The organism is Glutamicibacter sp., from assembly GCF_035257265.1.
In the GTDB taxonomy this organism is placed as follows: Bacteria; Actinomycetota; Actinomycetes; order Actinomycetales; family Micrococcaceae; genus Glutamicibacter.
Genome location: NZ_DATEXC010000038.1, coordinates 1 through 21,192 on the forward strand (window position 1 = coordinate 1; position 21,192 = coordinate 21,192).

The 21,192-nt window shown below is 63.1% G+C and carries 15 protein-coding genes; 3 read left to right on the forward strand and 12 right to left on the reverse strand.

What is annotated here, in order from left to right:
• Window positions 1–312 precede the first annotated feature (312 nt).
• The 5 genes from tyrS to argH all read right to left on the reverse strand — a co-directional run bounded on the left by tyrS (window position 313) and on the right by argH (window position 7,061).
• Complete coding sequence (gene tyrS / locus VJ369_RS08735; protein ID WP_324091694.1) at window positions 313–1,632, reverse strand: tyrosine--tRNA ligase; 1,320 nt, start codon at window positions 1,630–1,632, stop codon at window positions 313–315.
• 91 nt (window positions 1,633–1,723) lie between these two features.
• Complete coding sequence (locus VJ369_RS08740) at window positions 1,724–4,006, reverse strand: AAA family ATPase (protein WP_324091695.1); 2,283 nt, start codon at window positions 4,004–4,006, stop codon at window positions 1,724–1,726.
• A 138-nt stretch (window positions 4,007–4,144) separates the two neighbouring features.
• Window positions 4,145–4,678, reverse strand: a complete 534-nt coding sequence (locus VJ369_RS08745; RefSeq protein WP_414652636.1) for an adenine phosphoribosyltransferase — start codon at window positions 4,676–4,678, stop codon at window positions 4,145–4,147.
• A gap of 91 nt (window positions 4,679–4,769) precedes the next feature.
• Window positions 4,770–5,510: a maleylpyruvate isomerase family mycothiol-dependent enzyme gene (locus VJ369_RS08750; protein ID WP_324091696.1), complete on the reverse strand. Its 741-nt coding sequence runs from the start codon at window positions 5,508–5,510 to the stop codon at window positions 4,770–4,772.
• A 132-nt stretch (window positions 5,511–5,642) separates the two neighbouring features.
• Window positions 5,643–7,061, reverse strand: a complete 1,419-nt coding sequence (argH, locus tag VJ369_RS08755; RefSeq protein ID WP_324091697.1) for an argininosuccinate lyase — start codon at window positions 7,059–7,061, stop codon at window positions 5,643–5,645.
• 353 nt (window positions 7,062–7,414) lie between these two features.
• Here argH and VJ369_RS08760 point away from each other — a divergent pair, with 353 nt between their 5' ends.
• Entirely contained in the window at window positions 7,415–7,966 is a 552-nt protein-coding gene (locus VJ369_RS08760; protein ID WP_105678551.1) for an O-acetyl-ADP-ribose deacetylase, read from the forward strand.
• A 215-nt stretch (window positions 7,967–8,181) separates the two neighbouring features.
• On the opposite strand, the gene argR is transcribed toward VJ369_RS08760, so the two are convergent.
• The 6 genes from argR to argC are packed head-to-tail and all read right to left on the reverse strand — an operon-like array spanning window position 8,182 to window position 14,117.
• The gene (gene argR / locus VJ369_RS08765; RefSeq protein WP_324091698.1) at window positions 8,182–8,685 is read right to left on the reverse strand and encodes an arginine repressor; all 504 of its coding nucleotides are present in this window, start codon (window positions 8,683–8,685) and stop codon (window positions 8,182–8,184) included.
• The gene (argF, locus tag VJ369_RS08770; RefSeq protein ID WP_324091699.1) at window positions 8,686–9,645 is read right to left on the reverse strand and encodes an ornithine carbamoyltransferase; all 960 of its coding nucleotides are present in this window, start codon (window positions 9,643–9,645) and stop codon (window positions 8,686–8,688) included. It lies immediately after the preceding gene.
• Between the two features lie 50 nt (window positions 9,646–9,695).
• Window positions 9,696–10,883, reverse strand: coding sequence for an acetylornithine transaminase (locus VJ369_RS08775; RefSeq protein ID WP_324092093.1), 1,188 nt, complete (start codon window positions 10,881–10,883; stop codon window positions 9,696–9,698).
• 53 nt (window positions 10,884–10,936) lie between these two features.
• Window positions 10,937–11,863, reverse strand: a complete 927-nt coding sequence (argB, locus tag VJ369_RS08780; RefSeq protein ID WP_324091700.1) for an acetylglutamate kinase — start codon at window positions 11,861–11,863, stop codon at window positions 10,937–10,939.
• Between the two features lie 26 nt (window positions 11,864–11,889).
• Window positions 11,890–13,089: a bifunctional glutamate N-acetyltransferase/amino-acid acetyltransferase ArgJ gene (gene argJ / locus VJ369_RS08785; protein ID WP_324091701.1), complete on the reverse strand. Its 1,200-nt coding sequence runs from the start codon at window positions 13,087–13,089 to the stop codon at window positions 11,890–11,892.
• Window positions 13,086–14,117, reverse strand: coding sequence for an N-acetyl-gamma-glutamyl-phosphate reductase (argC, locus tag VJ369_RS08790; RefSeq protein ID WP_324091702.1), 1,032 nt, complete (start codon window positions 14,115–14,117; stop codon window positions 13,086–13,088). Before argC ends, argJ begins: the two co-directional genes overlap by 4 nt.
• A gap of 171 nt (window positions 14,118–14,288) precedes the next feature.
• Between argC and VJ369_RS08795 the strand changes: the two genes are divergently transcribed.
• Window positions 14,289–15,257, forward strand: coding sequence for a quinone oxidoreductase (locus VJ369_RS08795; RefSeq protein ID WP_324091703.1), 969 nt, complete (start codon window positions 14,289–14,291; stop codon window positions 15,255–15,257).
• A gap of 107 nt (window positions 15,258–15,364) precedes the next feature.
• On the opposite strand, the gene VJ369_RS08800 is transcribed toward VJ369_RS08795, so the two are convergent.
• On the reverse strand, window positions 15,365–16,912 hold the full coding sequence (locus VJ369_RS08800; RefSeq protein WP_324091704.1) for a DUF5129 domain-containing protein: 1,548 nt from the start codon (window positions 16,910–16,912) through the stop codon (window positions 15,365–15,367).
• Between the two features lie 356 nt (window positions 16,913–17,268).
• On the opposite strand from VJ369_RS08800, the gene VJ369_RS08805 reads away from it, so the two are divergent.
• Complete coding sequence (locus VJ369_RS08805) at window positions 17,269–21,189, forward strand: Pls/PosA family non-ribosomal peptide synthetase (protein ID WP_324091705.1); 3,921 nt, start codon at window positions 17,269–17,271, stop codon at window positions 21,187–21,189.
• The last annotated feature ends 3 nt before the right edge of the window (window positions 21,190–21,192 follow it).

The following is a 21,192-nucleotide window of genomic DNA, read 5'->3' on the forward strand; positions in this document are numbered from 1 at the left end:
CCGGAGCAACTTTTCAACTCTAGCATGTTTCGTGAACCGGTCATAACCAGTCGAAACGCCTTGTGAAAAGCTCTTTGCTACCGAATGAATTCTTCGTGTATTCCACGTTGTTTTCGTTTCGGCAACAGAGAAAAACTATACGTTCATTCCCGGCAACGCGCAAATCGGCTATTCCCAACAAAAATTACCCATAAACCAAGCCTGACTAGTGATTTAGTGTTTTGGATACAAGAAAACCGCCAGAAAAGTGTTGTGGTTCACAGACTTTTCTGGCGGTTTCTGGTTTTTTAGCTGAATTACGTGGGTACTTGACTAGGCGGTTAGCTCGACAACTGCCATATTCTTCTTGCCGCGGCGCACGATGGCGTACTTACCGTGCAGGAAGTCTTCGGTGCTAAGTACCGAATCGATGCCGGCTACCTTTTCGTTATTCACGTAGGCACCACCCTCGTTCACGGTACGGCGCGCTGCCGAAAGAGATTCGCTAAGCCCAGATGTATGGAGCATATTCAAGATGCCTAGATCATCGGAGCTTATCTGAGCCGAAGGCAGCTCAGCCAGCACCGATTCCAGTGTTGGCAGATCAATCTCGTTCAAATCTCCGTTGCCGAAAACTGCGGCCGAGGCAGCGATGACTTTATTGGTAGCGTCTTCACCGTGAACCAAGGAGGTCACCAGCCAGGCAAGTTCGCGCTGAGCTTGGCGCTTGAATGGACGTTCGGCAACCTCGACCGCCAACGCCTCAATCTGCTCGCGGGTCAGGAAGGTGAAGACTTTCAAACGATCAATGACGTCGGCATCGGCGGTATTGAGCCAGAACTGGTAGAGCGCGTAGGGGCTGCACATCTCGGCATCCAACCAAATGGCGTTACCTTCGGACTTGCCGAACTTGGTGCCATCGGAGTTAGTGATCAGAGGAGTGCCGTAGGCGTGGGCGGACTTGCCCTGTACCTTGCGGATCAAATCGGTACCGCTGGTCAGGTTGCCCCATTGGTCCGAGCCACCGGTTTGCAGGGTGCACCCGTACTGGCGGTTGAGCTCCAAGAAGTCATAGCCCTGCAGCACCTGGTAGGAGAACTCGGTGTAGCTGATGCCCTCATCGGAGTTCAGCCGTGCAGAAACAATTTCCTTCTTAATCATCGTGCCCACGCGGAAGTACTTTCCGACGTCACGCAGGAAGTCCAAGGCCGATAGCTGTGAGGTCCAGTCCAGGTTGTTCACCAGGCGTACCGCGTTCGGCCCCTGGTTGGACAGGAAGCGTGAGACCTGAGCCTGAAGCCGGGTGACCCATTCGGTCACGGTTTCTTTGGTATTCAGGGTGCGCTCGGCGGTCTGCCGCGGATCGCCGATCAGTCCGGTGGAACCACCGACTAGGGCCAGTGGCTGGTGACCGGCCAACTGCAGCCGACGCATATTCAGCAGCTGGACGAGGTTGCCAAGGTGTAGTGAGGGTGCGGTCGGATCGAACCCGCAATAGTAAGTGATACTCTCCTCGGCCAGGGCTCGCTCTAGCTCGGCTTCATCGGTGGACACGTGCACTAGGCCGCGCCACTTTAGTTCCTGCCAGATGTTCTCGAAGGAGGGATCATTACTCTGTCCCGCAATGACGGGATTCTGCTTATTCTCAGACACGCTCTCAACATTAGCAAAATCCCGTCGCCACGGCGTAGTTTGTACCGCCGATCACACCCGCAAATACTCGTGCGGGAGGAAACCTCTGGCCTCAGGCTTCGGTAAACCCGGCCGGCAGTGGCTGATGGTGGATCACGTGCAGACGCTGCGTGGTGCGGGTCATCGCTACATACAAGTCGCCCACTCCGCCATCTACCTCAGCCACCAGCAGTGCCGGTTCCACGATCATTACCCCGTCGAATTCCAGACCCTTCGATTCGCGGGCGGAAATCACCACGATGTCCTGCGCCAGGCCACCGGAACCGGTTCCCACCCGCTCCGTGTAGCGCTCGGTGACCGCATCACGCGCGGCGGCCAACAGTTCTTGCGGCACGATTACCGCTTGCAACCCGCCGGCTGAGTATTCCAATTCGCCAGGCAGCTCTTCGAGCAAGCTCTGGACAAGCTGGTCCTGGTCCACGGTGGTGATCACCGGCGGCCAGTCACCTTCACGAACCGCTTGCGGCGTGGTAATCCGCAAACCTGCAGCCTGTGCCACGCGCGCCGCAGCGTCGGCGATCTGTGCCGGGGTGCGGTAGTTGACGGTGAGTTCTTCGAGTTTGTAGCGGTCCGCGAAGAACGGTTCCAACGCTTGGGCCCAGCTATTGGCACCCGAAGCGGCGGAGGTCTGCGCGATATCCCCGACGATAGTGAAGGACTTCATCGGGCAGCGGCGCACCAAAAGCCGCCACTGCATCGGGGAAAGTTCCTGAGCTTCGTCGACCACAATGTGCCCGTAGGCCCAGGTGCGATCGGAGACCGCACGTTCGGCCGCGCTGGCCGCGGCGGCGGTTTCCTGATTGACCGCAGCTACCTGCTCCGCGGACACCACCCCGTCGATTCCCGCATTGGCGAGCATCGTATCCATGTTGTCCAGCGCCCGTTTGGCATTTTCCACGTCGCGCTCGTACTGCGAGGTATCGGGCAGATCCTGTGGGTTCACAAACTCGCCCAATAGTTCCGCTGCCTCGTCGAGCAACGGCACGTCAGCCTCGGTGAAGGCCGAACCGGCCGGGCGGAACAGTGCATCGCGGTCAGCCGGGGACATCCGCGGGGCGGCAGCCTCCAGCAGATGCGGTTTTGCAAAGAGCTCCGATAGCAAGCCCTGCGGGGTCATTGGCATCCAGCAGAGATTGATGGCCACGCGCACATCCCAGGATTCGCGCACCTCCTGGGGCAGGTAGGAACGATCCGCGGCGCTTGGCTGACCGGCGGATTCCTCCAATTTACGGCGCAGCTGCTCGGCGAGGTCTCCAACGATCACCTTGGTAAAGGTTTCGCGCGCCTCGTTATACGGCTTATGCGTATGCCGGGCACGTTCGCGGGCGTTGCGCACCATTCCACGGGTCAGCGTGAGCCGGGTACCTTCGACAACTACCGTGCGGTCTTCGGCCAGCAGGCGCTGGCGGTTGCGCACCGCGGCGCCAATGACCTTGGCCATCGATAGCCGGCCCTTCACCCGGGCGACATTGCGTGCGGTTTCCGGTCCGGCATGCACCCCGTGGTACAGCTCGCCGACCGAGGACATCACCACGCCGGTTTCACCCAGAGAAGGCAGCACTCGTTCGATATAGCGCATAAATGAATTGGACGGGCCAACGATGAGCACCCCTGCGTGCTTGAGCCGTTCGCGGTATTCGTAGAGCAGGAACGCCGCACGGTGAAGCGCGACGGCGGTTTTACCGGTACCCGGTCCGCCCTGGACCACTACGGCCCCAGGAAGATCGGCGCGAATAATCGCATCCTGCTCGGCCTGGATGGTGCCGACGATGTCGCCCATCCGGCCTGTGCGCTTTTCGCGCAGCGCGGCCATCAGTGCACCTTCACCGTGGTGTGTATGCCCCTCATCGAGCCAGGTTCCGTCGAGCACATCGTCTTCGATACCTGCCACGGCCCGGCCCTTGAGCATGAGGTGGCGGCGGCGGCGAACACCGCGCGGGTTCAACGCGGTCGCCTGATAAAACGGTGCGGCTTCCGAGGCACGCCAGTCGATCATCAACCGGTTCAGCTCATCATCGGAAAGACCGATGCGTCCAATGTAGCGCGGTGAATTCTCCATGCCGTTGGAGTCGGCTTGCGCTTGCCCCTGCTCGGCCAGATCCAACCGGCCAAAGACCAGCCGGTCCTGCACCGCATCCAATTGCGCGATGCGATCTTCATAAAGGCTCGCAAAGGAGTCACGTTCGGACTGGTTCTGGAAGGTTCCTACCGCGCCGGTAGCCCGGGTGCGTGCAAGCTGCTCTACCTTTTCGGCGCGCAACTCATCAAGCCGGTCATATAGTCGTGAGACATACTGGCTTTCGGCGAGCAGATCCTGCTCGATCGTACCGCTCAATCTTGGTTCCCCTCGCGCTCATATCGCTTATATACAGGACAGATTATGATACGCGCGTTGTTCGGCGCGGGGTTAATCCCGCGAAGTCGCGTACGTCATCTTCCGGCCGTGGCCGGTGCCCGGCACCGGGTTGAAAAACTAAACTTTTTGCAAGCTGAGCACCTGGTGATCACCCAGGTTGGCGCGTCCGCCGAGTGCTTCGAGCTCCAGAATTACGCCGACTCCGGCCACTACACCGCCGGCGCGTTCGATCAAACGCACCGCCGAGCCCACGGTGCCACCGGTGGCGAGCACATCGTCGAGCACCAGCACGCGGGTGCCGGGCGCGATCTCATCCTTGTGCAGCTCCAGCGAAGCTGAACCATATTCCAAGGTGTAGTCATCGCGGTATACCTCGCGCGGCAGCTTGCCGGCCTTACGGATGGTCAGCATTCCGCGGCCCGAGGCGTAGGCGGCCGCGGCGGCCAGCACAAATCCACGCGCTTCCAGCCCGGCGACGATGTCGAACTGACCGGCGAAGGGCGCGATCAGCTCATCAACCAGCCGACGCAGCCCCTGCGGGTCGGCAAACACCGGGGTGAGGTCTTTAAAGGAGACCCCGGGTTGCGGGTAGTCTGCGACCACTGCGCACAGTCGGTCCAGCAGCTCACTTATACTCTCGTTATTAGTCACGCGTAATATTTTAGTGCGTCAAACGGGTTGCGAAGGACCGGGAATCGGATTTTGCCCTGCGATCGCGCACACGTTTACCGTCGCCCGGAGTCTAACGCGCCATTAATACGTCGCTAGGCCACGGCAGCAAGGTGGGGAAATCGGCTGAATCCGCGGCCTGCGTGGCGCGAACCACCCCGCCCACCGGCCGTCCGGATAACCACGCGGCCAAATCAAAATCTGTTCCCTCCAATACCCACGATCGCCCGCCGTCGCCAATCACCTGACGCTGGCGGCCGTGGGGCTGCAGTACGATGCGGTCCTCGGGCTGAACCCGGGCGGCCAGGGCGCGCAGGAGGTGGTCGGAAAATTCTTGCGGCCAGCTAGCGGCGGGGCGGATAAATTCGTTCAGGTCGGTGGCGTGGATCAGCATTTCCCGCCAGACCGCATAGACCATATCGGCCACCTTCGCTCCCGGACGATAGCCCACTGGCTCTTCGAAGTGCGCTTGTACGGTGCCCAGGGTTTCACGCAGCTGGGCCAAGGATGCGGTCACCAGTTCGCGCAGTTTTTCCGGCCGCATCAGCGCGGCCATGTTAATTGCCTCGATCCGTCCGGCCGCTCCCCCGTCATACATCGGTGGCAGCTGCGCGGACCCGGCCTGCTCAAATTGCCGGTTTGCGGCCAGCGCCAGGGAATGCAGGTGCGCAACCAGTTGCGCGGTGCTCCAGCCGGGCAACGAGCTGGGCTTGGCGAAATCCTCGTCAGCCAAGGCGGAAAGCTGTGCGACCAGTTCGTCCAAGGCGGTGGTCACATGTGCAATGAGTTGGGCTGGAGGCAGTTGAAGTGTCATGGCACACACTCTAGCGCGCGCCGGTTCCCGGGCAGAAGTCCGGCATCCAGAACGCGCCGGGCGGCCGCTCACCCACGCGGAATGCGTGGCCGAGCGGCCGCCCGGGAAGCGGTCTATTTGTGCAGTGCCGGGTTAGGCCTTGACCCAGGCGCGAATTTCATCGAGCTGGCGCTCAAATTCGACAATCTGCTGCGCGACGGCGCTCGGGGCGGTACCGCCCTGGCCATTACGGGCATTGAGCGAACCCTCGGTGGACAAGACCTCGCGCACCTTCGGAGTTAAGTGCTCCGAGATGCCGGCGTATTCATCGTCGGTCAAATCCCACAGCTCCACGCCACGTGATTCGGCCAGCTGCACCGCGGCACCGGAAAGTTCGTGCGCGTCACGGAACGGCACACCCTGGCGGACCAGCCATTCGGCAATGTCGGTGGCCAGTGCAAATCCCTGTGGCGCGAGCTGCGCCATGCGCTCGGTGTTAAAGGTCAGCGTGGCCATCATGCCGGCCATCGCCGGCAGCAGCATTTCCAGGGTGTCCGCCGCGTCGAATACCGGCTCTTTGTCTTCCTGCAGGTCGCGGTTGTAGGCCAACGGCAGTGCCTTGAGCGTAGCCATCAGTCCGGTCAGGTCACCGATCAGACGTCCAGCCTTGCCGCGGGCAAGCTCGGCAATATCCGGGTTCTTCTTCTGCGGCATGATCGAGGAGCCGGTGGAGAAGGCATCGTGCAATTTCACGAAGCTGAACTCCTTCGTGGCCCACAGGATGACCTCTTCGCTCACCCGGGACAGGTCAACGCCGATCATCGCGGTGATCCAGGAGAATTCGGCGAAGACATCGCGTGCAGCGGTGCCATCGATCGAGTTGAAGACCGCCGAGTCGAAGCCCAATTCCGCGGCCACGAAGTTCGGATCAAGCCCGAGGGTCTGCCCGGCAAGCGCACCAGAACCATACGGGGAAACAGCTGCTCGCTTATCCCAATCGGCAAAGCGCTGCACGTCGCGCAGCAACGGCCACGCGTAAGCAAGCAACAGGTGGGACAGCAGGATCGGCTGAGCGTGCTGCAGGTGGGTGCGGCCGGGCATCGGCGCGTATGGGTGCGCCTTGGCCTGCTCCAGCATCGCGTCGATGGTATCGATGACGCCGCCGGCGATGATCCGCGCATGGTCGCGCAGGAACATCCGGCCCAAGGTGGCGATCTGGTCGTTGCGTGAACGGCCGGCACGCAACTTGCCGCCTAGCGCGGTGCCTGCTCGTTCGAGCAACCCGCGCTCCAATGAGCCGTGCACATCTTCATCCGATTCGGCGGCCACGTAGGCTTCGGACTTCACATCTGCTTCGAGCTGGTTCAGGGCGCTGAGCATGTCGGTCAGTTCGGTCTCGGTCAGCAGCCCGGCGCGCTGGAGCACCTTGGCGTGAGCACGGGAGCCGGCGATATCGTACCCGGCTAAGCGCCAGTCGAAGTGGGTGGACTTGCTCAGTGCTGCCATCGCTTCTGCTGGCCCACCGGAGAAGCGGCCACCCCAGAGCGATCCTTGATTTGTTGACGAGGACATAACTCGTTCCTTTCAGCCAGATCCCGCCGGGCGACGGGCAAAGTTGATGATGCGCTGCTTCCACTCTAGCAAAGCATTATGCATTGGCGCTCATAATTATTCAGCGAGTTCAGCCTGCACCGCTTAGAGCTCGGCGCGATCATCAACAAATCCATGTCCGGAGCCTTGGTTCTCCACCCTCTGCAAGGCTCCGCACCCGAGGCATATGCCCATCGGGCGCGAACCTGTGAACCAGGTAGAGATTTTTTGTCAGGACACGGTGAGTTGTGCGTTTGCTACTTCCGCAGGTGCCAGCGCGAGCGTATGGTGAGAGACACAAAGCCGAATACGGATACTTCGTTGGAGGAAACCCCATGGAAATCCAGTTGTACCGCGGTGATATCACCACGTTGAATGTTGATGCCATCGTCAATGCAGCCAACCCCTCGTTATTGGGTGGGGGCGGCGTCGATGGAGCTATTCATGCGGCGGCCGGGCCTGCCCTGCTGGCCGCCTGCCGTGCAGTTCGTGCGGCCAGGTACCCCGACGGAATCCCTTCAGGTATTGCGGTGGCGACAAAGGCCGGAAACCTTAGCGCCAAATGGGTCATCCATACCGCGGCGCCCAACCTCGCACTGATCAAACCCAACCCGAAGATCTTGGCCGATTGTTTTAGCAATTCGCTCTATCTGGCGGCGCGGCATGAGGCGCACTCCATCGCATTTCCTGCAGTGGGTGCCGGTGCGTTCGGCTGGCCTGCACAGACGGTCGCCCAAATTGGTTTTGACACCATCAGCGCATGGGTGGAAACGAATAAGCATGTTTCGCCGATCCGCCGCATCGTCATGGTCTCGCACACTGACGAAGTTCAGGAGGCCTTCGAAGAGGCCTTTGGAATGTCCTCGGTAGACCAGCTGGCCGCCTAGCACCAAGAGTCCAACGATCACCGCACGTCATTACCCGTCACCGCTCCTGTGCGGTGACGGGTAATTCTTTCTCCCCCGAGCTGTGCTGTACGCCCTTGATGCACCGGTGACACCGCAGGTTAAAGCAGTGCGCCACCGCGGGTGGATACCCGTTCGGTGGCGCGTTACTCAGGCATGAAATTTGTGCGCTGCTGCGCTTGGCGCGTCGGGCCAGGTTAGCGCGGTTCAGCCAGCTGCAAAAAGCGGCTAGCTACCTGACTGGCCCCATCGGCGGCGCGGGTGATCACCATAATCGTGTCATCGCCCGCGATACAGCCAAGAATCGCGGGAATCTGCGAGTGGTCGATGGCCAGCGCCAGCAGGTTCGCGGCCCCCGGCGGGGTGCGCAGAACAACGATATTTGCCGAGCCCTCGGCGGTCACCAACTGCTCCTGACAGATTTTGGCCAGGCGCGCGTCGAGGACCTCTTGGGTGATGGCGGTCTGCGGGGAACGATCCCCGCCCTCTTGGCGGATCGCATAAATCAGTTGGCCCAGATGGTCGCGGATGCGCACCGCACCGATCTCCACCAGATCGCGGGAGAGCGTAGCCTGGGTGACTTCCAACCCGTCATCTTTGAGCAAGCCGAGCAGTTCTGCCTGGGATTTAACCGAATTATTGCCCAAGAATGCACGGATCCGGGCTTGACGCGCGGTTTTGGTGCTTGGCTGTACCGACATTTAGAGCTCCACTCGGGGATCATGTGCCAGACCGGAGGCGACCATCAGCCAGGTCATAATGGCCTTCTGCGCGTGCACCCGGTTCTCGGCCTCATCAAACACGACCGACTGCGGGCCGTCGAGCACCTCGGCGGAAATCTCGTAGCCGCGGTAGGCCGGGAGGCAATGCAGCACGATCGCGTCGTCCTTGGCAAGCTTCATCGCCTCGGCGTCCACCGCGTAATCCACGAAGAGCTTCTGCCGCGCTGCCTTCTCATCTTCCTGGCCCATGGAAACCCAGGTGTCGGTGACGACCACGTCGGCATCTTTCAGCGCCTGCGCCGCATCGGTGGTGATGACCACCGAGCCGCCGGTTTCTTCGGCACGGATCTGGGCGGCGGCAATAATCTCCGCCGACGGCAGGTAGCCTTCGGGACCGGCAATGCGTACGTGCATGCCGGCGGTGACCCCGGCCAGCAGGTAGGAGTTGGCCATATTATTGGCCGAGTCACCCAGATAGACCATGGTCAGACCCGCGGTTTTGCCCTTGTGCTCCCGCACCGTCAGCAGGTCCGCCAGCAGCTGGCAGGGGTGGTAGTCATCAGATAGCGCGTTAATCACCGGCACCGTCGAGTTCGCGGCCATTTCTTCGAGCCCGGACTGGGCGTAGGTGCGCCACACGATGGTGGACACCATGCGCGCCAGCACCTGGGCGGAATCGGCGATGGTTTCCTTGTGCCCCAGCTGCGAATCGGTGGAATTGATGATCAGCGGCGAACCACCCAACTCGGCGATTCCCGCGTGGAAGGAAACGCGCGTACGCGTGGAGGTTTTATCGAAGAAGACCGCGACGGTTTGCGGGCCCGCGTAGGGTGCAAAGCCGTATTTGTCGGCCTTCATCGCTGCGGCAAGGTCCAAAACCTTGGACTGCTCGGCCGGGCTCAGATCAAGGTCGGTGAGGAAGTGGCGGGTAAGACTCATGGGATGATTCCTTAGTTTCCGGCGGTAGCCGGGCTGTTCGTTCGCAAGATTTAGACGGCCGCGGTCAGCAGCTGGGGCACTGCGGCGAGGAAGGTTTCGAGTTGTTCGCGGGTAATAATCAGTGGTGGGGCCAGCCGGATGGTGTGCTCATCGGTGGCGTTGACGATGAACCCGGCATCAAGCGCGGCGGAAACAAACTTCGGCGCGGCAGCCGAGTGCAATTCAAAGGCGGTCAGCAGGCCGCGGCCGCGCACGGCGCTAATCCCTTCCAGCCCGGCCAGCGCGGTGCGCAGCCAGTCACCGGTTTCGCGCACATGCTCCAGCAGATTTTCGTTTTCAATGGTGTGGATGACCGCCAGCCCCGCGGCGCAGGCCACCGGGTTTCCGCCAAAGGTAGTGCCGTGGTCCCCCGGCGTCAGCCAGCTGGTGTTTTCTTCTCCGAAGACGATCATCGCGCCGATAGGGAATCCGCCGCCCAGCCCCTTAGCCAGGGTCATCACGTCCGGGAGCACCGGGGCGGAGGCAAAAAACTGCCCGGTGCGGCCCATTCCGGTCTGCACCTCGTCAAAAACCAGCAGTGCACCGGCGGCCTGGGTGATCTCGCGGGCCGCGCGCAGGTATTCTGCGTCCAGCTCACGCACTCCGGCTTCACCCTGAATGGGTTCAATGAACACCGCAGCCACGGTTTCGTCGACGGCCTCACGCAGCGACTGGATATCGCCGGCCGGAATCCAACTGACATTATCCGGCAGCGGGGCGAAGGGCTCGCGGTACTTGGGCTTATAGGTCAGCGACAGCGCGCCGAGGGTGCGGCCGTGGAAGGAGTGTTCCAGGGCGATCACCTTGGTGCGCGGGGTCTGTTCGGACCCGGCGTTACGCCGGGTGAGTTTCAGCGCCGCCTCATTTGCCTCGGTACCGGAGTTCGTGAAGAACACCTTGGAACCGGCCGGCGCGGCAGAAATTTCTAGCAGCTTCTCCGCCAGGGCGATCTGTGTGGGGGTGCTGAAAAAGTTCGACACGTGCCCCAAGGTGGCCAACTGACTGGTGATCACGCTGGTCAGCAACGGGTTCGCGTGGCCAAGGGTGTTCACCGCGATGCCGCCGAGCAGATCCAGGTAGCGGTTGCCGTCTGCGTCCCAGACATGGCAGCCGGCGCCACGCACCAAAACCCGCGAGGGTGTGCCAAAAACGCCGAGCAGCGACTTGTTATAGCGCTCGGTCAGCTCGGCGCCATGCATCGTGGAGAGCTCGTTGGCCTGATTCAGCGCACCGCTTGGATGCAATTCCTGACTCACTTTGATTCCTTATCCTGGGGTACCACCTGGGTGCCTACCCCGGCAGTGGTGAAAATTTCGAGCAGCATCGAGTGCGCCTCGCGGCCGTCGACGATATGCGCCTGGGCCACCCCCTCGTCGACCGCCTTCAGACAGGCCCCCATCTTCGGGATCATGCCCGATTCCAGGGTGGGCAGCATAGTGCGCAGCTCATCGTTGGTAATGGAGCTGATCAGCGAGGACTTGTCCGGCCACGCCGCGTAGAGACCCTCCACGTCGGTGAGGATGACCAGTTTGGCGGCACCCAGCGCGGTGGCCAGCGCCGCGGCCGCGGTGTCCGCATTGACGTTGAGGATCGCGCCGGTAGGCTCCCCCGCCGCATCAAATTCCGGCGCCACGGTGGAAATAACCGGGATCATCCCGGCGGAGACCAGCGAGTCCACCTGATCGGTGCGCACGCGGGTCACCTCGCCGACCAAACCCAAATCAACGGGCAGCCCGTCGACAATGGTGCCGGTGCGCACCGCCTGGAGCATCGCACCGTCCTCCCCGGACATGCCCACCGAGTAGGGCCCGTGCGAGTTGATCAGGCCCACCAGGTCGCGTTGCACCTGGCCGGTGAGCACCATGCGCACCACATCCATCGCCTCGGGCGTGGTCACCCGCAGCCCACCACGGAATTCTGACTCGATGCCCAGCGTGTCGAGCATCTTGTTGATCTGCGGTCCGCCGCCGTGCACCACCACCGGGTTGATTCCGGCGTGGCGCAGGAACACGATGTCCTCGGCGAAGGCGCGGCGCAGCGACTCGTTGACCATCGCGTTGCCACCGTATTTGATGACCATCGTGGTTCCGGCGAAACGCTGGATCCAAGGCAGCGCTTCGATGAGCGCTTCGGCCTTGGTGCGGGCTGCGCCGAGGTGGCTTTGTGCGGTGTGCGGCATCGTGGCCGGGCTCCTAGGGTGTGTGCCTAGCTGGAGTAGGCGGAGTTTTCGTGGACGTAGTCGTGGGTCAGATCGTTGGTCAAGATGGTGGCCTGCGCGGATCCGGCGTTGAGATCGATGTCGATCGCGACGTTGCGGTCCTCCAGCGAGACCAGCGAACGATCCTCGCCGACGCCACCGTTTTTGCAGACCCACACCCCGTTGATCGAGACGTTGAGTTCATCGGGTTCAAAGGCGGCGCGCGTGGTGCCGACCTCGGAGAGCACCCGGCCCCAGTTGGGGTCCTTGCCGAAGATCGCGGTTTTCACCAGGTTCGATCGGGATACCGCGCGGGAGACCTCCAGTGCGTCGGCCTCGGTTGCGGCATTAAAGGTCCGCACCGCGATGGTGTGCTGTGCACCCTCCGCGTCGTCGATGAGCTTTGCCGCCAGCTCCTGGCACATATCCGCCAGCGCGGCGGTGAATTCCTGCGCGTCCGGGGTGATCGCGGAGGCGCCCGAAGACATCAGCAGCACCGTGTCGTTGGTGGACATGCAGCCATCGGAGTCGGCCCGGTCAAAGCTGACCGCGGTGGCGGCGCGCAACGCGGCATCAAGCTGGGCGGCGTCGAGCACCGCATCGGTGGTCAGCACCACCAGCATCGTGGCCAGCGCCGGGGCGAGCATACCCGCGCCCTTGGCCATACCGCCCAAGGTGTAGCCGCCTACACTGCGTGAGGCCATTTTTGGCACGGTATCGGTAGTCATAATGCCGGCCGCCGCCTGATCTGCGGCGTCCTGGCCGCCGGCGAGCGCGGTTGCTGCGCGCGCTACCCCGGGCAGCAGCTTGTCCATCGACAGTTGTTCGCCGATCAACCCGGTGGAGGCTACTGCCACGTCACCGGAGGAAATGTGCAAAAGCTGGGCGACGTGCTCGGCCGTCTGGTGGGTGTTGGCAAAGCCTTGCGCTCCGGTGCAGGCGTTGGCGCCGCCGGAGTTAAGCACGATCGCGTCCACCCGTCCGTCCGTGATCACCTGTTTGGACCAGTGCACCGGGGCTGCCGCCACGCGGTTGGCGGTGAAGACCGCGGCCGCCGCATAGTCCGGGCCCTGGTTGGCCACCAGCACCACGTCATTTTTACCCGTGGATTTCAGGCCCGCCGGCACGCCTGCGGCGCGAAATCCTGCCGGTGCGGTGACCCCGGCCACTGCGGCCTGCTCGAAGGTTGGGGTGTGGGTGAGGCTCACGGTGCGACTCCTTGCATTAACAATCCGGTGGTTTCGGGCAGCCCGAGTGCGATGTTCATCGATTGCACGGCGGCGCCGGCGGTGCCCTTGGTGAGGTTATCCAGCGCGGCGGTGACGATCACGCGTCCGGCGTGTTCGTCGAACGCTAATTGAATGTGCACGTGGTTCGAGGCTTGCACCGCGCCGGTGGTGGGCCACTGGCCCTCGGGCAGCAGGTGCACAAACGGTTCGTTGGCGTAGGCGGTTTCCCAGGCGCCGCGCAATTGAGCGGCGCTGACCCCGGGCTTCACCCGTGCGGTGGCGGTGGTCAGGATGCCGCGCGGCATCGGCGCCAGCGTCGGGGTGAAGGACACGGTGACTGCCTCGCCGGCCAGCTTGGAAAGACCCTGTTCCATTTCGGGAATGTGGCGGTGGACGCCGCCAACCCCGTAGGTGCTCATCGAGCCCATGGTTTCGCTGCCCAGCAGGTGGGTTTTGGCGCTTTTGCCCGCGCCGGAGGTGCCCGAGGCGGAAACAATCACTACGTCTTGCGGCTCAAGCAGCCCGGCATGGTAGCCCGGCGCGAGGGCCAGCTGGCCGCCGGTAGGGTAGCAACCGGGTACGGCGACGCGTTTGGCGCCGGCAAGTTTCCCGCGCGCCCCGGGAAGTTCGGGCAGTCCATAGGGCCAGGATCCGGCGTGCGGTGAGCCGTAGAATTTTTCCCAGGCGCTCGCCGATTCCAGGCGGTGATCCGCGCCGGCGTCGATAACCAGGGTGGATTCGGGCAGAGCCGCTGCCACCGCTGCGCTCGCGCCGTGCGGAAGGGCCAGAAAGACCACGTCGTGCCCGGCAAGGTTTTCCACGGTGGTTTCCACCAGTACCCGATCGGCCAGGGAATGCAGATGCGCGGCGATGCCGCCTAGTCGCAATCCGGCTTGGGAATGCGCGGTGATCGCACCAATCTCTACCTCTGGGTGATTAGCAAGAATTCTAAGGACTTCGCCTCCGGCGTATCCGCTGGCACCGGAGACAGCAACTGAAATCGTCATGACCTCACTCTACAACCGCTTATGCATCAAACCTAATAAATATGCATAAATTGTTCGTCATTTCATGCCAGCTCGGGGTTGTCGCTCATCGGACTCACACCCGCCACGCTTAGACTGGGAATAGGCAACGGCCAGCAACTTGGCAAGGGACAAAGATTGGAAGCGCATCGTATGAACCAGCAGAGCATACTCGTCTCCCGCGCAGGTGGACCCGAAGTGATGGAACTTAGCGTCACTCCCATCCAGGCCCCGGGCGAGGGCCAGGTCCTGGTGAAGGTCGAAGCGATCGGTGTGAACTTCATTGAAACCTATCAACGCTCCGGCGTCTACGCGGTGGACTACCCTTTCACCCCGGGAACCGAATTTTCTGGCACCGTGACCGAGCTGGGCGAGAACGTGCGTCACCTGAAGGTCGGGGACCGCGTCGCGACCTCCAGCGGCACTATGGGCTACGCGCAGTTTGCGGTGGTCGACGAAGCCCAACTGGGCAAGGTGCCTGACAGCGTTGATCTGCGCCTCGCCGCCGCGCTGCCGTTGCAGGGAATGACCTCGCACTACCTGACGCATTCGAGCTACCTGGTCCGGTCGGGCGACGTCATCCTCACCTACGCCGGCGCCGGCGGAGTGGGCCTGCTGCTGACGCAGATCCTGAAGATGAAAGGCGCGACGGTGATCACCACCGCCTCAACCCAAGAAAAGAAAGACCTGGCGCGTGCCGCCGGAGCGGATTACGTGGTGGATTATGACCAGGTCGAGGCCACCGTTGACAAGGTCACCGCAGGCCAGGGCGTGCATGCGGTCTACGACGGCATCGGCAAAGACACCTTCGACATTTCGCTCAAGGTACTCAAGCGTCGCGGCACACTCGCGCTCTTTGGCGGAGCCAGCGGCCAGGTGCCGCCCTTTGATCTGCAGCGCTTAAACGCGGGTGGATCATTGACCGTCACCCGCCCGAAGCTCGCAGACTTTTTGGCCACCGATGAGGAGCGCGCCTGGCGCTTTGGCGATGTATTCGGCTGGGTGGCTTCCGGCCAGCTCGATATTCGGGTGGGCCAGGAGTTCGCGCTCAAAGACGCGGACCAGGCGCATCGGGCTTTGGAATCGCGAAAGACCACCGGCAAGGTGCTTCTCGTTCCCTGAACACCTGGCTCACGCGCCAAGGCACCTCGCAGCACCTCGTAGCGAAGGCCTGCCACCAATTTTGGCGGCAGGCCTTCGCCGTTCGTTTCATGAGTTGCGGCGCCACCTTAGAAGTGCGAGGAGCCTCCGGCACCGGAAAAACTACCCCCGCCGGAGTAGCCCTGGGAAACACCGGAGGAGCCGCCAGATGAGCGTGAGCTATCCACCGAGCTGACCGCCTGGCCGTACCCGGTGCTGTAGGAACCCACGGACCAGTACATCGCGGCCGGGTAGCTGACGTCCAAAATTGTGCCGACCGCGCGTGGCCTTTGATTCGTTGCGTCATCGCGTGAGCGGATCAGTTCCGTGCGCATTTCCTCTTCCTCTTCCGGACTCGTTGCATAGGTCGAGATTTGGGCGTTGGCCAAAGCATCAAGTTTTTCGCTCAGTTGCACACGCAAATCCGAGAGCGCATCAAGCGCATCATCGACCTGGATGCTTTCACTGTTCAGCTCATCACCCAGACGCTGCAGTTGCGTACGGGCTTGAGCCGCGAAGGAATTCAGTGCGGCCACGCTGGCACGAACCGCTTCGCTGCTTGCCTGGTCGCCGGCAAGATTCCCGGTCAGTTCCGGCAACGCGTTGAGGTCTTCAAGCAGCGGGGCGATCTGCCTGCGCCAGGCCGCTTCCCAGTGGGCATCCCGGGTATAGAGTGACGCGGCATCGATGATCGCGTCGTCGGTCAAATCCAGAGTTTGCGCAGTGGACAAGAACTCCTTCGCCCGCAGCACTCCGGCACTGCGCGAACGCAGCTTTTTCGCCGCTGTCTCCAGCTGGTGGCGCTCGCTGAACACCACACGGTACTCGGCGCTGAAGTCGGCGAAGCGGCTGGCCAGTACGGTTGCGTGCGCGGCGCCGGCCGGGAGCGTGCGCGCTGCAAGTTCGGTAGTATCCAGGTCCAGCGTGACCCGGGTCAAGTGTTCGGTGCCCTCACTGAGCGCTTGGCTAAAACGTCTGCGATGGTGTGCGCGCACCGCTGCGGTGATCCCCACCGCGCCCAGCACCCCGAGCCCGCCAAGTCCCACGGTCCAGCCCAGGGCCGGATGCTGATACCAGGGGCGATTCATGATTTTAGACCCGCGCTCGGCCACCGCGATCACCCCGTCAGACCAGCGCCCGGCATTAAAATCCTCGTACCCGGCCTCATGAATGGACCCCATCTGCCCCTCGGAGACCTTGCGATCCTCACCGAAGTAGGTGCCGACCTGCCCGTCACCCTGGCCCTCCACCGACAAGGTGATGATGAAGTAGCCATCGGCCCAGTAATCGCCATAATCTTCGGGCTGATCCGAAATCCACTCACTGCGGCTGCTGCGCGCAAAATCCAGGGTCTTGGTGTTGATGTCATCGGAATACTCTCCGTTGCGCGAATATACGGCCACCTTGGTCGGCTCGTTAAACTCCAGCCGTTCGATCGCGTCGCGCAATTTGTCCTCATTGAGCACATTTGCGGTGTCATCAACGCTGATCGATTCCAGGTTGTCCGGCGCAGCCGCGGCGGCATCAGCCCCGGGGATGACGCTGGCCATCAGCAGCGTGGCGGCAAATCCGGCAGCCACGGTGCGACGCGTCGCCGCCGCAACTTTGCTCAGACCTGTTGACTGGGGCTGATGCATGGAAAATTCCTCCAGAAGGGTGTCGAGATTTATTCCGATCGATGCGCTTATCGCCCAGCCTACTAGGTACTCCCGCTGCCGCGCATCCCCGCGCAGCAGCGCACAGGGCCTTCGAACGGCAAGCATTATCCTCCCGCGATGAGTTCGAAGAGCGAGATTGCTGCTGTGATCCGTACAACCAAAAGCGCCCAATGCTTCCCCGCGGCCGCTTCGAGGGGCTTTAATAGGTGCAGGACGTCGCAATGTCCGATCCCCTCCAGGATCCGTACCCCTTATTTATGCGAACCCGTCTCCCCCACGAACTCGCAGCCCACTGGTGCACCCCACCCGTAGCGAAGGGACGGATCCGCCCGCTTATGGACTCCGCAGATAGTTCTACCCCCGAGAATTCGGCCATCTACCCGGCGCAGTTTCCGGCCGGTCCGCTGGCCCCCGAGCCACGCACGCTGATCGAAATTCTGCAGGCCACCGCCAAGGCCCATCCCGATGCGCCGGCCATTGACGACGGCGCACACATCGAAAGTTACGCCGAGCTGATCGAAGAGGTCAAGGCCAAGGCGCTGCGGCTGCATCAGTCGGGTCTCGGCGCCGGGGACCGGATCGGGGTGCGCGTCACCTCCGGGACCGCCGCGCTCTACGAGTGGATCCTGGCGATCCTCTGGGTGGGTGCCGCCTACGTACCGGTCGACGCCGACGATCCGGACGAACGCGCCAGGACCGTTTTTGACGAGGCCCAGGTGGCCGGCGTCATCTCCGGCACCGATCAGCTCACCGTGATCGACCCATTGCGCCCGGCCCCCTTCGACAACCCACGTGCCCCGCACCTTGGCGACGACGCGTGGATCATCTTCACCTCCGGGTCCACCGGAAAACCCAAGGGGGTTGCGGTCACGCACCGCTCTGCGGCGGCCTTCGTGGACGCCGAGGCGCAGATGTTCTTGCCCAGCGACCCGTTGAACACCACCGACCGGGTGCTCGCCGGACTATCGGTGGCCTTTGACGCCTCCTGTGAGGAAATGTGGATCGCCTGGCGCAACGGCTCCTGCCTGGTTCCGGCGCCGCGCGCGCTGGTCCGCAGCGGCATGGACTTGGGCCCCTGGCTGATCTCGCGTTCGATCACCGCGGTATCCACCGTGCCCACACTGGCCGCGCTGTGGCCGGCCCAGGCACTGGATTCGGTGCGTTTGCTGATCTTCGGCGGGGAGGCCTGCCCACCGGAACTTGCCGCCCGTCTGGCCACCGGCAGCCGCGAACTGTGGAACACCTACGGTCCGACCGAGGCGACCGTGGTAGCCTGCGGTGCCACCATGGACGGCAGTCTGCCGGTGCGCATCGGGTTGCCCCTAGCCGGCTGGGACCTCGCGGTGGTGGACCCCGAAGGCATCCCGGTGCCCGAGGGGCAATCCGGTGAACTGATCATCGGCGGCGTGGGCCTGGCCCGCTATCTGGATCCGGAGAAGGACGCGGAAAAGTATGCGCCGATGCCCACCCTGGGTTGGGAACGCGCTTACCGTTCGGGCGATATGGTGATCAACGATCCGCTGGGGCTGGTATTCATCGGGCGCGTGGATGACCAGGTGAAAATCGGTGGCCGGCGCATTGAACTGGGCGAAATTGATGCCGCCCTCGCCTCGCTGCAGGGCGTGTCCAGCGCGGCCGTCGCGGTACGCGAAACGAACACCGGCACCAAGATTCTGGTCGGTTACCTGGCCGCGGACCCGGACTACGATCTGAGCGCGGCACGCACCGCACTGCTCGCGGATTTACCGGCGGCGATGGTGCCGCTGCTGACCCTGGTGGACACCATGCCGATGAAAACCAGTGGCAAGGTGGATCGCAATGCCTTGCCCTGGCCGCTGGCGGGCGCCGGCGAAGAGACCGGCGAGCAGCTGGGCGGCTTAGACGAAACCGGGCAGTTTGTGGCAGATGCGTGGCAAGGCGCGTTGGGCGCCGCGGTATCCAGCGCGGATGCCGACTTCTTCGGCTCCGGCGGCGGATCGCTGTCTGCCGCGCAGCTGGTCTCCGCGTTGCGCTACCGCTACCCGGACCTGACCGTCGCCGAACTCTACGACTATCCACGCTTCGGCGCGCTGGTCACCCACCTCGGCGGTAAGCCGGTCAACGACGAGGTCATCGAACCGCGCATCGTCAAACGCACCCGGCGCAGCACCCAGATCATCCAGTCGCTGCTGGCGGTTCCGCTGTTTATCCTTTCCGGGCTGCGCTGGTTCACCTACCTGATGCTGGGGCACTGGTTCCTGCTCAGTGTGGGAATTTTTGATGCGCCGCTGCCGATCCCCTGGTATGTGCTGCTCTCCTCCTGGCTGATTTTTGTCACCCCGCCCGGACGCATGCTGCTCTCGGTGCTGGCCGCCAAACTGCTGCTGCGCGGGCTGACCCCGGGCACCTACCGGCGCTCCGGGGCGATGCACCTGCGGCTCTGGCTGGCCCAGCACATCGCCGACGTGGTCGATCCGATCTCGCTGGCCAGCGCACCACTGCTGCCTTGGTACGCGCGGATGCTCGGCGCGGACATCGACAAAACCGCGGCCGTGCACACCCTGCCGCCGGTCACCGGAATGCTCACCGTGGGCCCCGGCGCCTCACTGGAACCCGAGGTTGACGTCTCCGGTTACTGGATCGACGGAGATCTGGTCCACGTCGGACACATCACCGTGGGTGATTTTGCCTCTGTCGGCGCGCGTTCCACACTGGCCCCGGGCGCAATCGTTGCGCCGCACACCATCGTGGAAGCCGGCTCAGCGGTCTACGGCGAAACCCGCGAAAACTCACGCTATGCCGGCTCCCCGGCCACGCGTGCAGGACGCGCAAAACCGCGCTGGCCCGAACAAGTTCCCGCTTACCGGGTGCTGCCGCGGCTGCTCGGCGGGATTGGCTCGCTGCTGCTGAACCTGGCCCAGTGGATCCCCGTGCTCCTCGCGGTGCTCGCCGTGACTCCGCTGCTGGATGGTGACAAGTCGCTGAGCAGCATTGGGTTGAGCTTCATTCCCGCGGTGCTGCTGGCCGCGCTGGTCTGGTTCCTCTCAATGATGCTTCTGGTGATTATTCAGGTGCGGCTCCTATCCATCGGGCTGCGCGAGGGCTGGCATCCGATCACTTCGCGGGTGGGCTGGCAGGCCTGGGCCACCGAACGCGTGCTCGATACCGCACGCGATGTGCTGTTCCCGCTCTACGCGTCGCTGTTCACCCCGATCTGGCTGCGCCTGCTCGGTGCAAAGGTGGGACGCGATGTGGAAATTTCCACGGTGCTGCTGATCCCGAAGATGACCACCATCGCCTCCGGCGCCTTTCTGGCCGATGACACCATGGTCGCCTCCTACGAGCTGGGCGGCGGATGGATGCACATCGCCCCGGTACGCGTGGGCAAAAAGGCGTTCCTCGGCAACTCCGGCATCCTGCATGCCGGGCGCCGGGTCCCCAAGCGCTCGTTGATCGCCGTGCTGTCGGCCACCCCGCGCAAGATGAAGGCCGGCACCTCCTGGATCGGCTCTCCCCCGCATAAGCTGCGGCGCACCACCGTGGATGCCGAATCCGAACGCACCTACAGCCCGCCGATGAAGTTGAAGGTGATGCGCGCACTGTGGGAGTTGACCCGCGCGCTGGCCGTGTTCACCACCGTGGGGATCGCGGCAGCCGTGTTGTGGGCGCTGTCCGCGCTGACCAGCTACGGCCATCCGATCACCGCGGCGCTGCTCTCCGGAGCGGTGCTGGTGGCAGCCGGCGCGGTGGCCGCGCTGACCGCACTGGCCGCCAAATGGCTGGTGGTCGGGGTGATCCGCCCGGGCGAGCACACACTCTGGAGCTCGTTCATCTGGCGCACCGAGATGGTGGACTCCTTTGTCGAACTGGTCTGCGCCCAGTGGTTTGCGCGCCTGGCCTCCGGCACCCCGGCGCTGGTCTGGTTCCTGCGTGCGCAGGGCGCCAAGATCGGGCATGGGGTGTGGTGCGAAAGTTACTGGTTCCCCGAGGCGGACCTGGTCACCTTGGAGGATCACGCCACGGTGAACCGCGGCTGCGTGCTGCAAACCCACCTCTTCCACGACCGCATCATGTCCATCGACACGGTCACCCTGGGTGCGGGCGCAACGCTTGGCCCGCACAGCGTGATCCTGCCCGCCGCGGTCATTTCCGAGGGCACCACCGCAGGGCCGGCCTCGCTGATCCTGCGCGGTGAGCGGCTGCCCGCCAATACCTACTGGCGCGGCAATCCGGCGGTACGCTGGAACATCACCCCCGATCAGCCAGTGAAAGCCTAGAGG

Excerpts from the sequence above, each read along its gene's own strand:
- VJ369_RS08795 (WP_324091703.1), top strand. The coding sequence starts at position 14,289 with ATGAACCAGCAGAGCATACTCGTCTCCCGCGCAGGTGGACCCGAAGTG.
- VJ369_RS08750 (WP_324091696.1), bottom strand. The coding sequence starts at position 5,510 with ATGACACTTCAACTGCCTCCAGCCCAACTCATTGCACATGTGACCACC.
- argR (WP_324091698.1), bottom strand. The coding sequence starts at position 8,685 with ATGTCGGTACAGCCAAGCACCAAAACCGCGCGTCAAGCCCGGATCCGT.
- VJ369_RS08760 (WP_105678551.1), top strand. The coding sequence starts at position 7,415 with ATGGAAATCCAGTTGTACCGCGGTGATATCACCACGTTGAATGTTGAT.
- argF (WP_324091699.1), bottom strand. The coding sequence starts at position 9,645 with ATGAGTCTTACCCGCCACTTCCTCACCGACCTTGATCTGAGCCCGGCC.
- VJ369_RS08805 (WP_324091705.1), top strand. The coding sequence starts at position 17,269 with ATGGACTCCGCAGATAGTTCTACCCCCGAGAATTCGGCCATCTACCCG.
- VJ369_RS08775 (WP_324092093.1), bottom strand. The coding sequence starts at position 10,883 with ATGCATGGCGCCGAGCTGACCGAGCGCTATAACAAGTCGCTGCTCGGC.
- argB (WP_324091700.1), bottom strand. The coding sequence starts at position 11,863 with ATGCCGCACACCGCACAAAGCCACCTCGGCGCAGCCCGCACCAAGGCC.
- argC (WP_324091702.1), bottom strand. The coding sequence starts at position 14,117 with ATGACGATTTCAGTTGCTGTCTCCGGTGCCAGCGGATACGCCGGAGGC.
- VJ369_RS08800 (WP_324091704.1), bottom strand. The coding sequence starts at position 16,912 with ATGCATCAGCCCCAGTCAACAGGTCTGAGCAAAGTTGCGGCGGCGACG.
- argH (WP_324091697.1), bottom strand. The coding sequence starts at position 7,061 with ATGTCCTCGTCAACAAATCAAGGATCGCTCTGGGGTGGCCGCTTCTCC.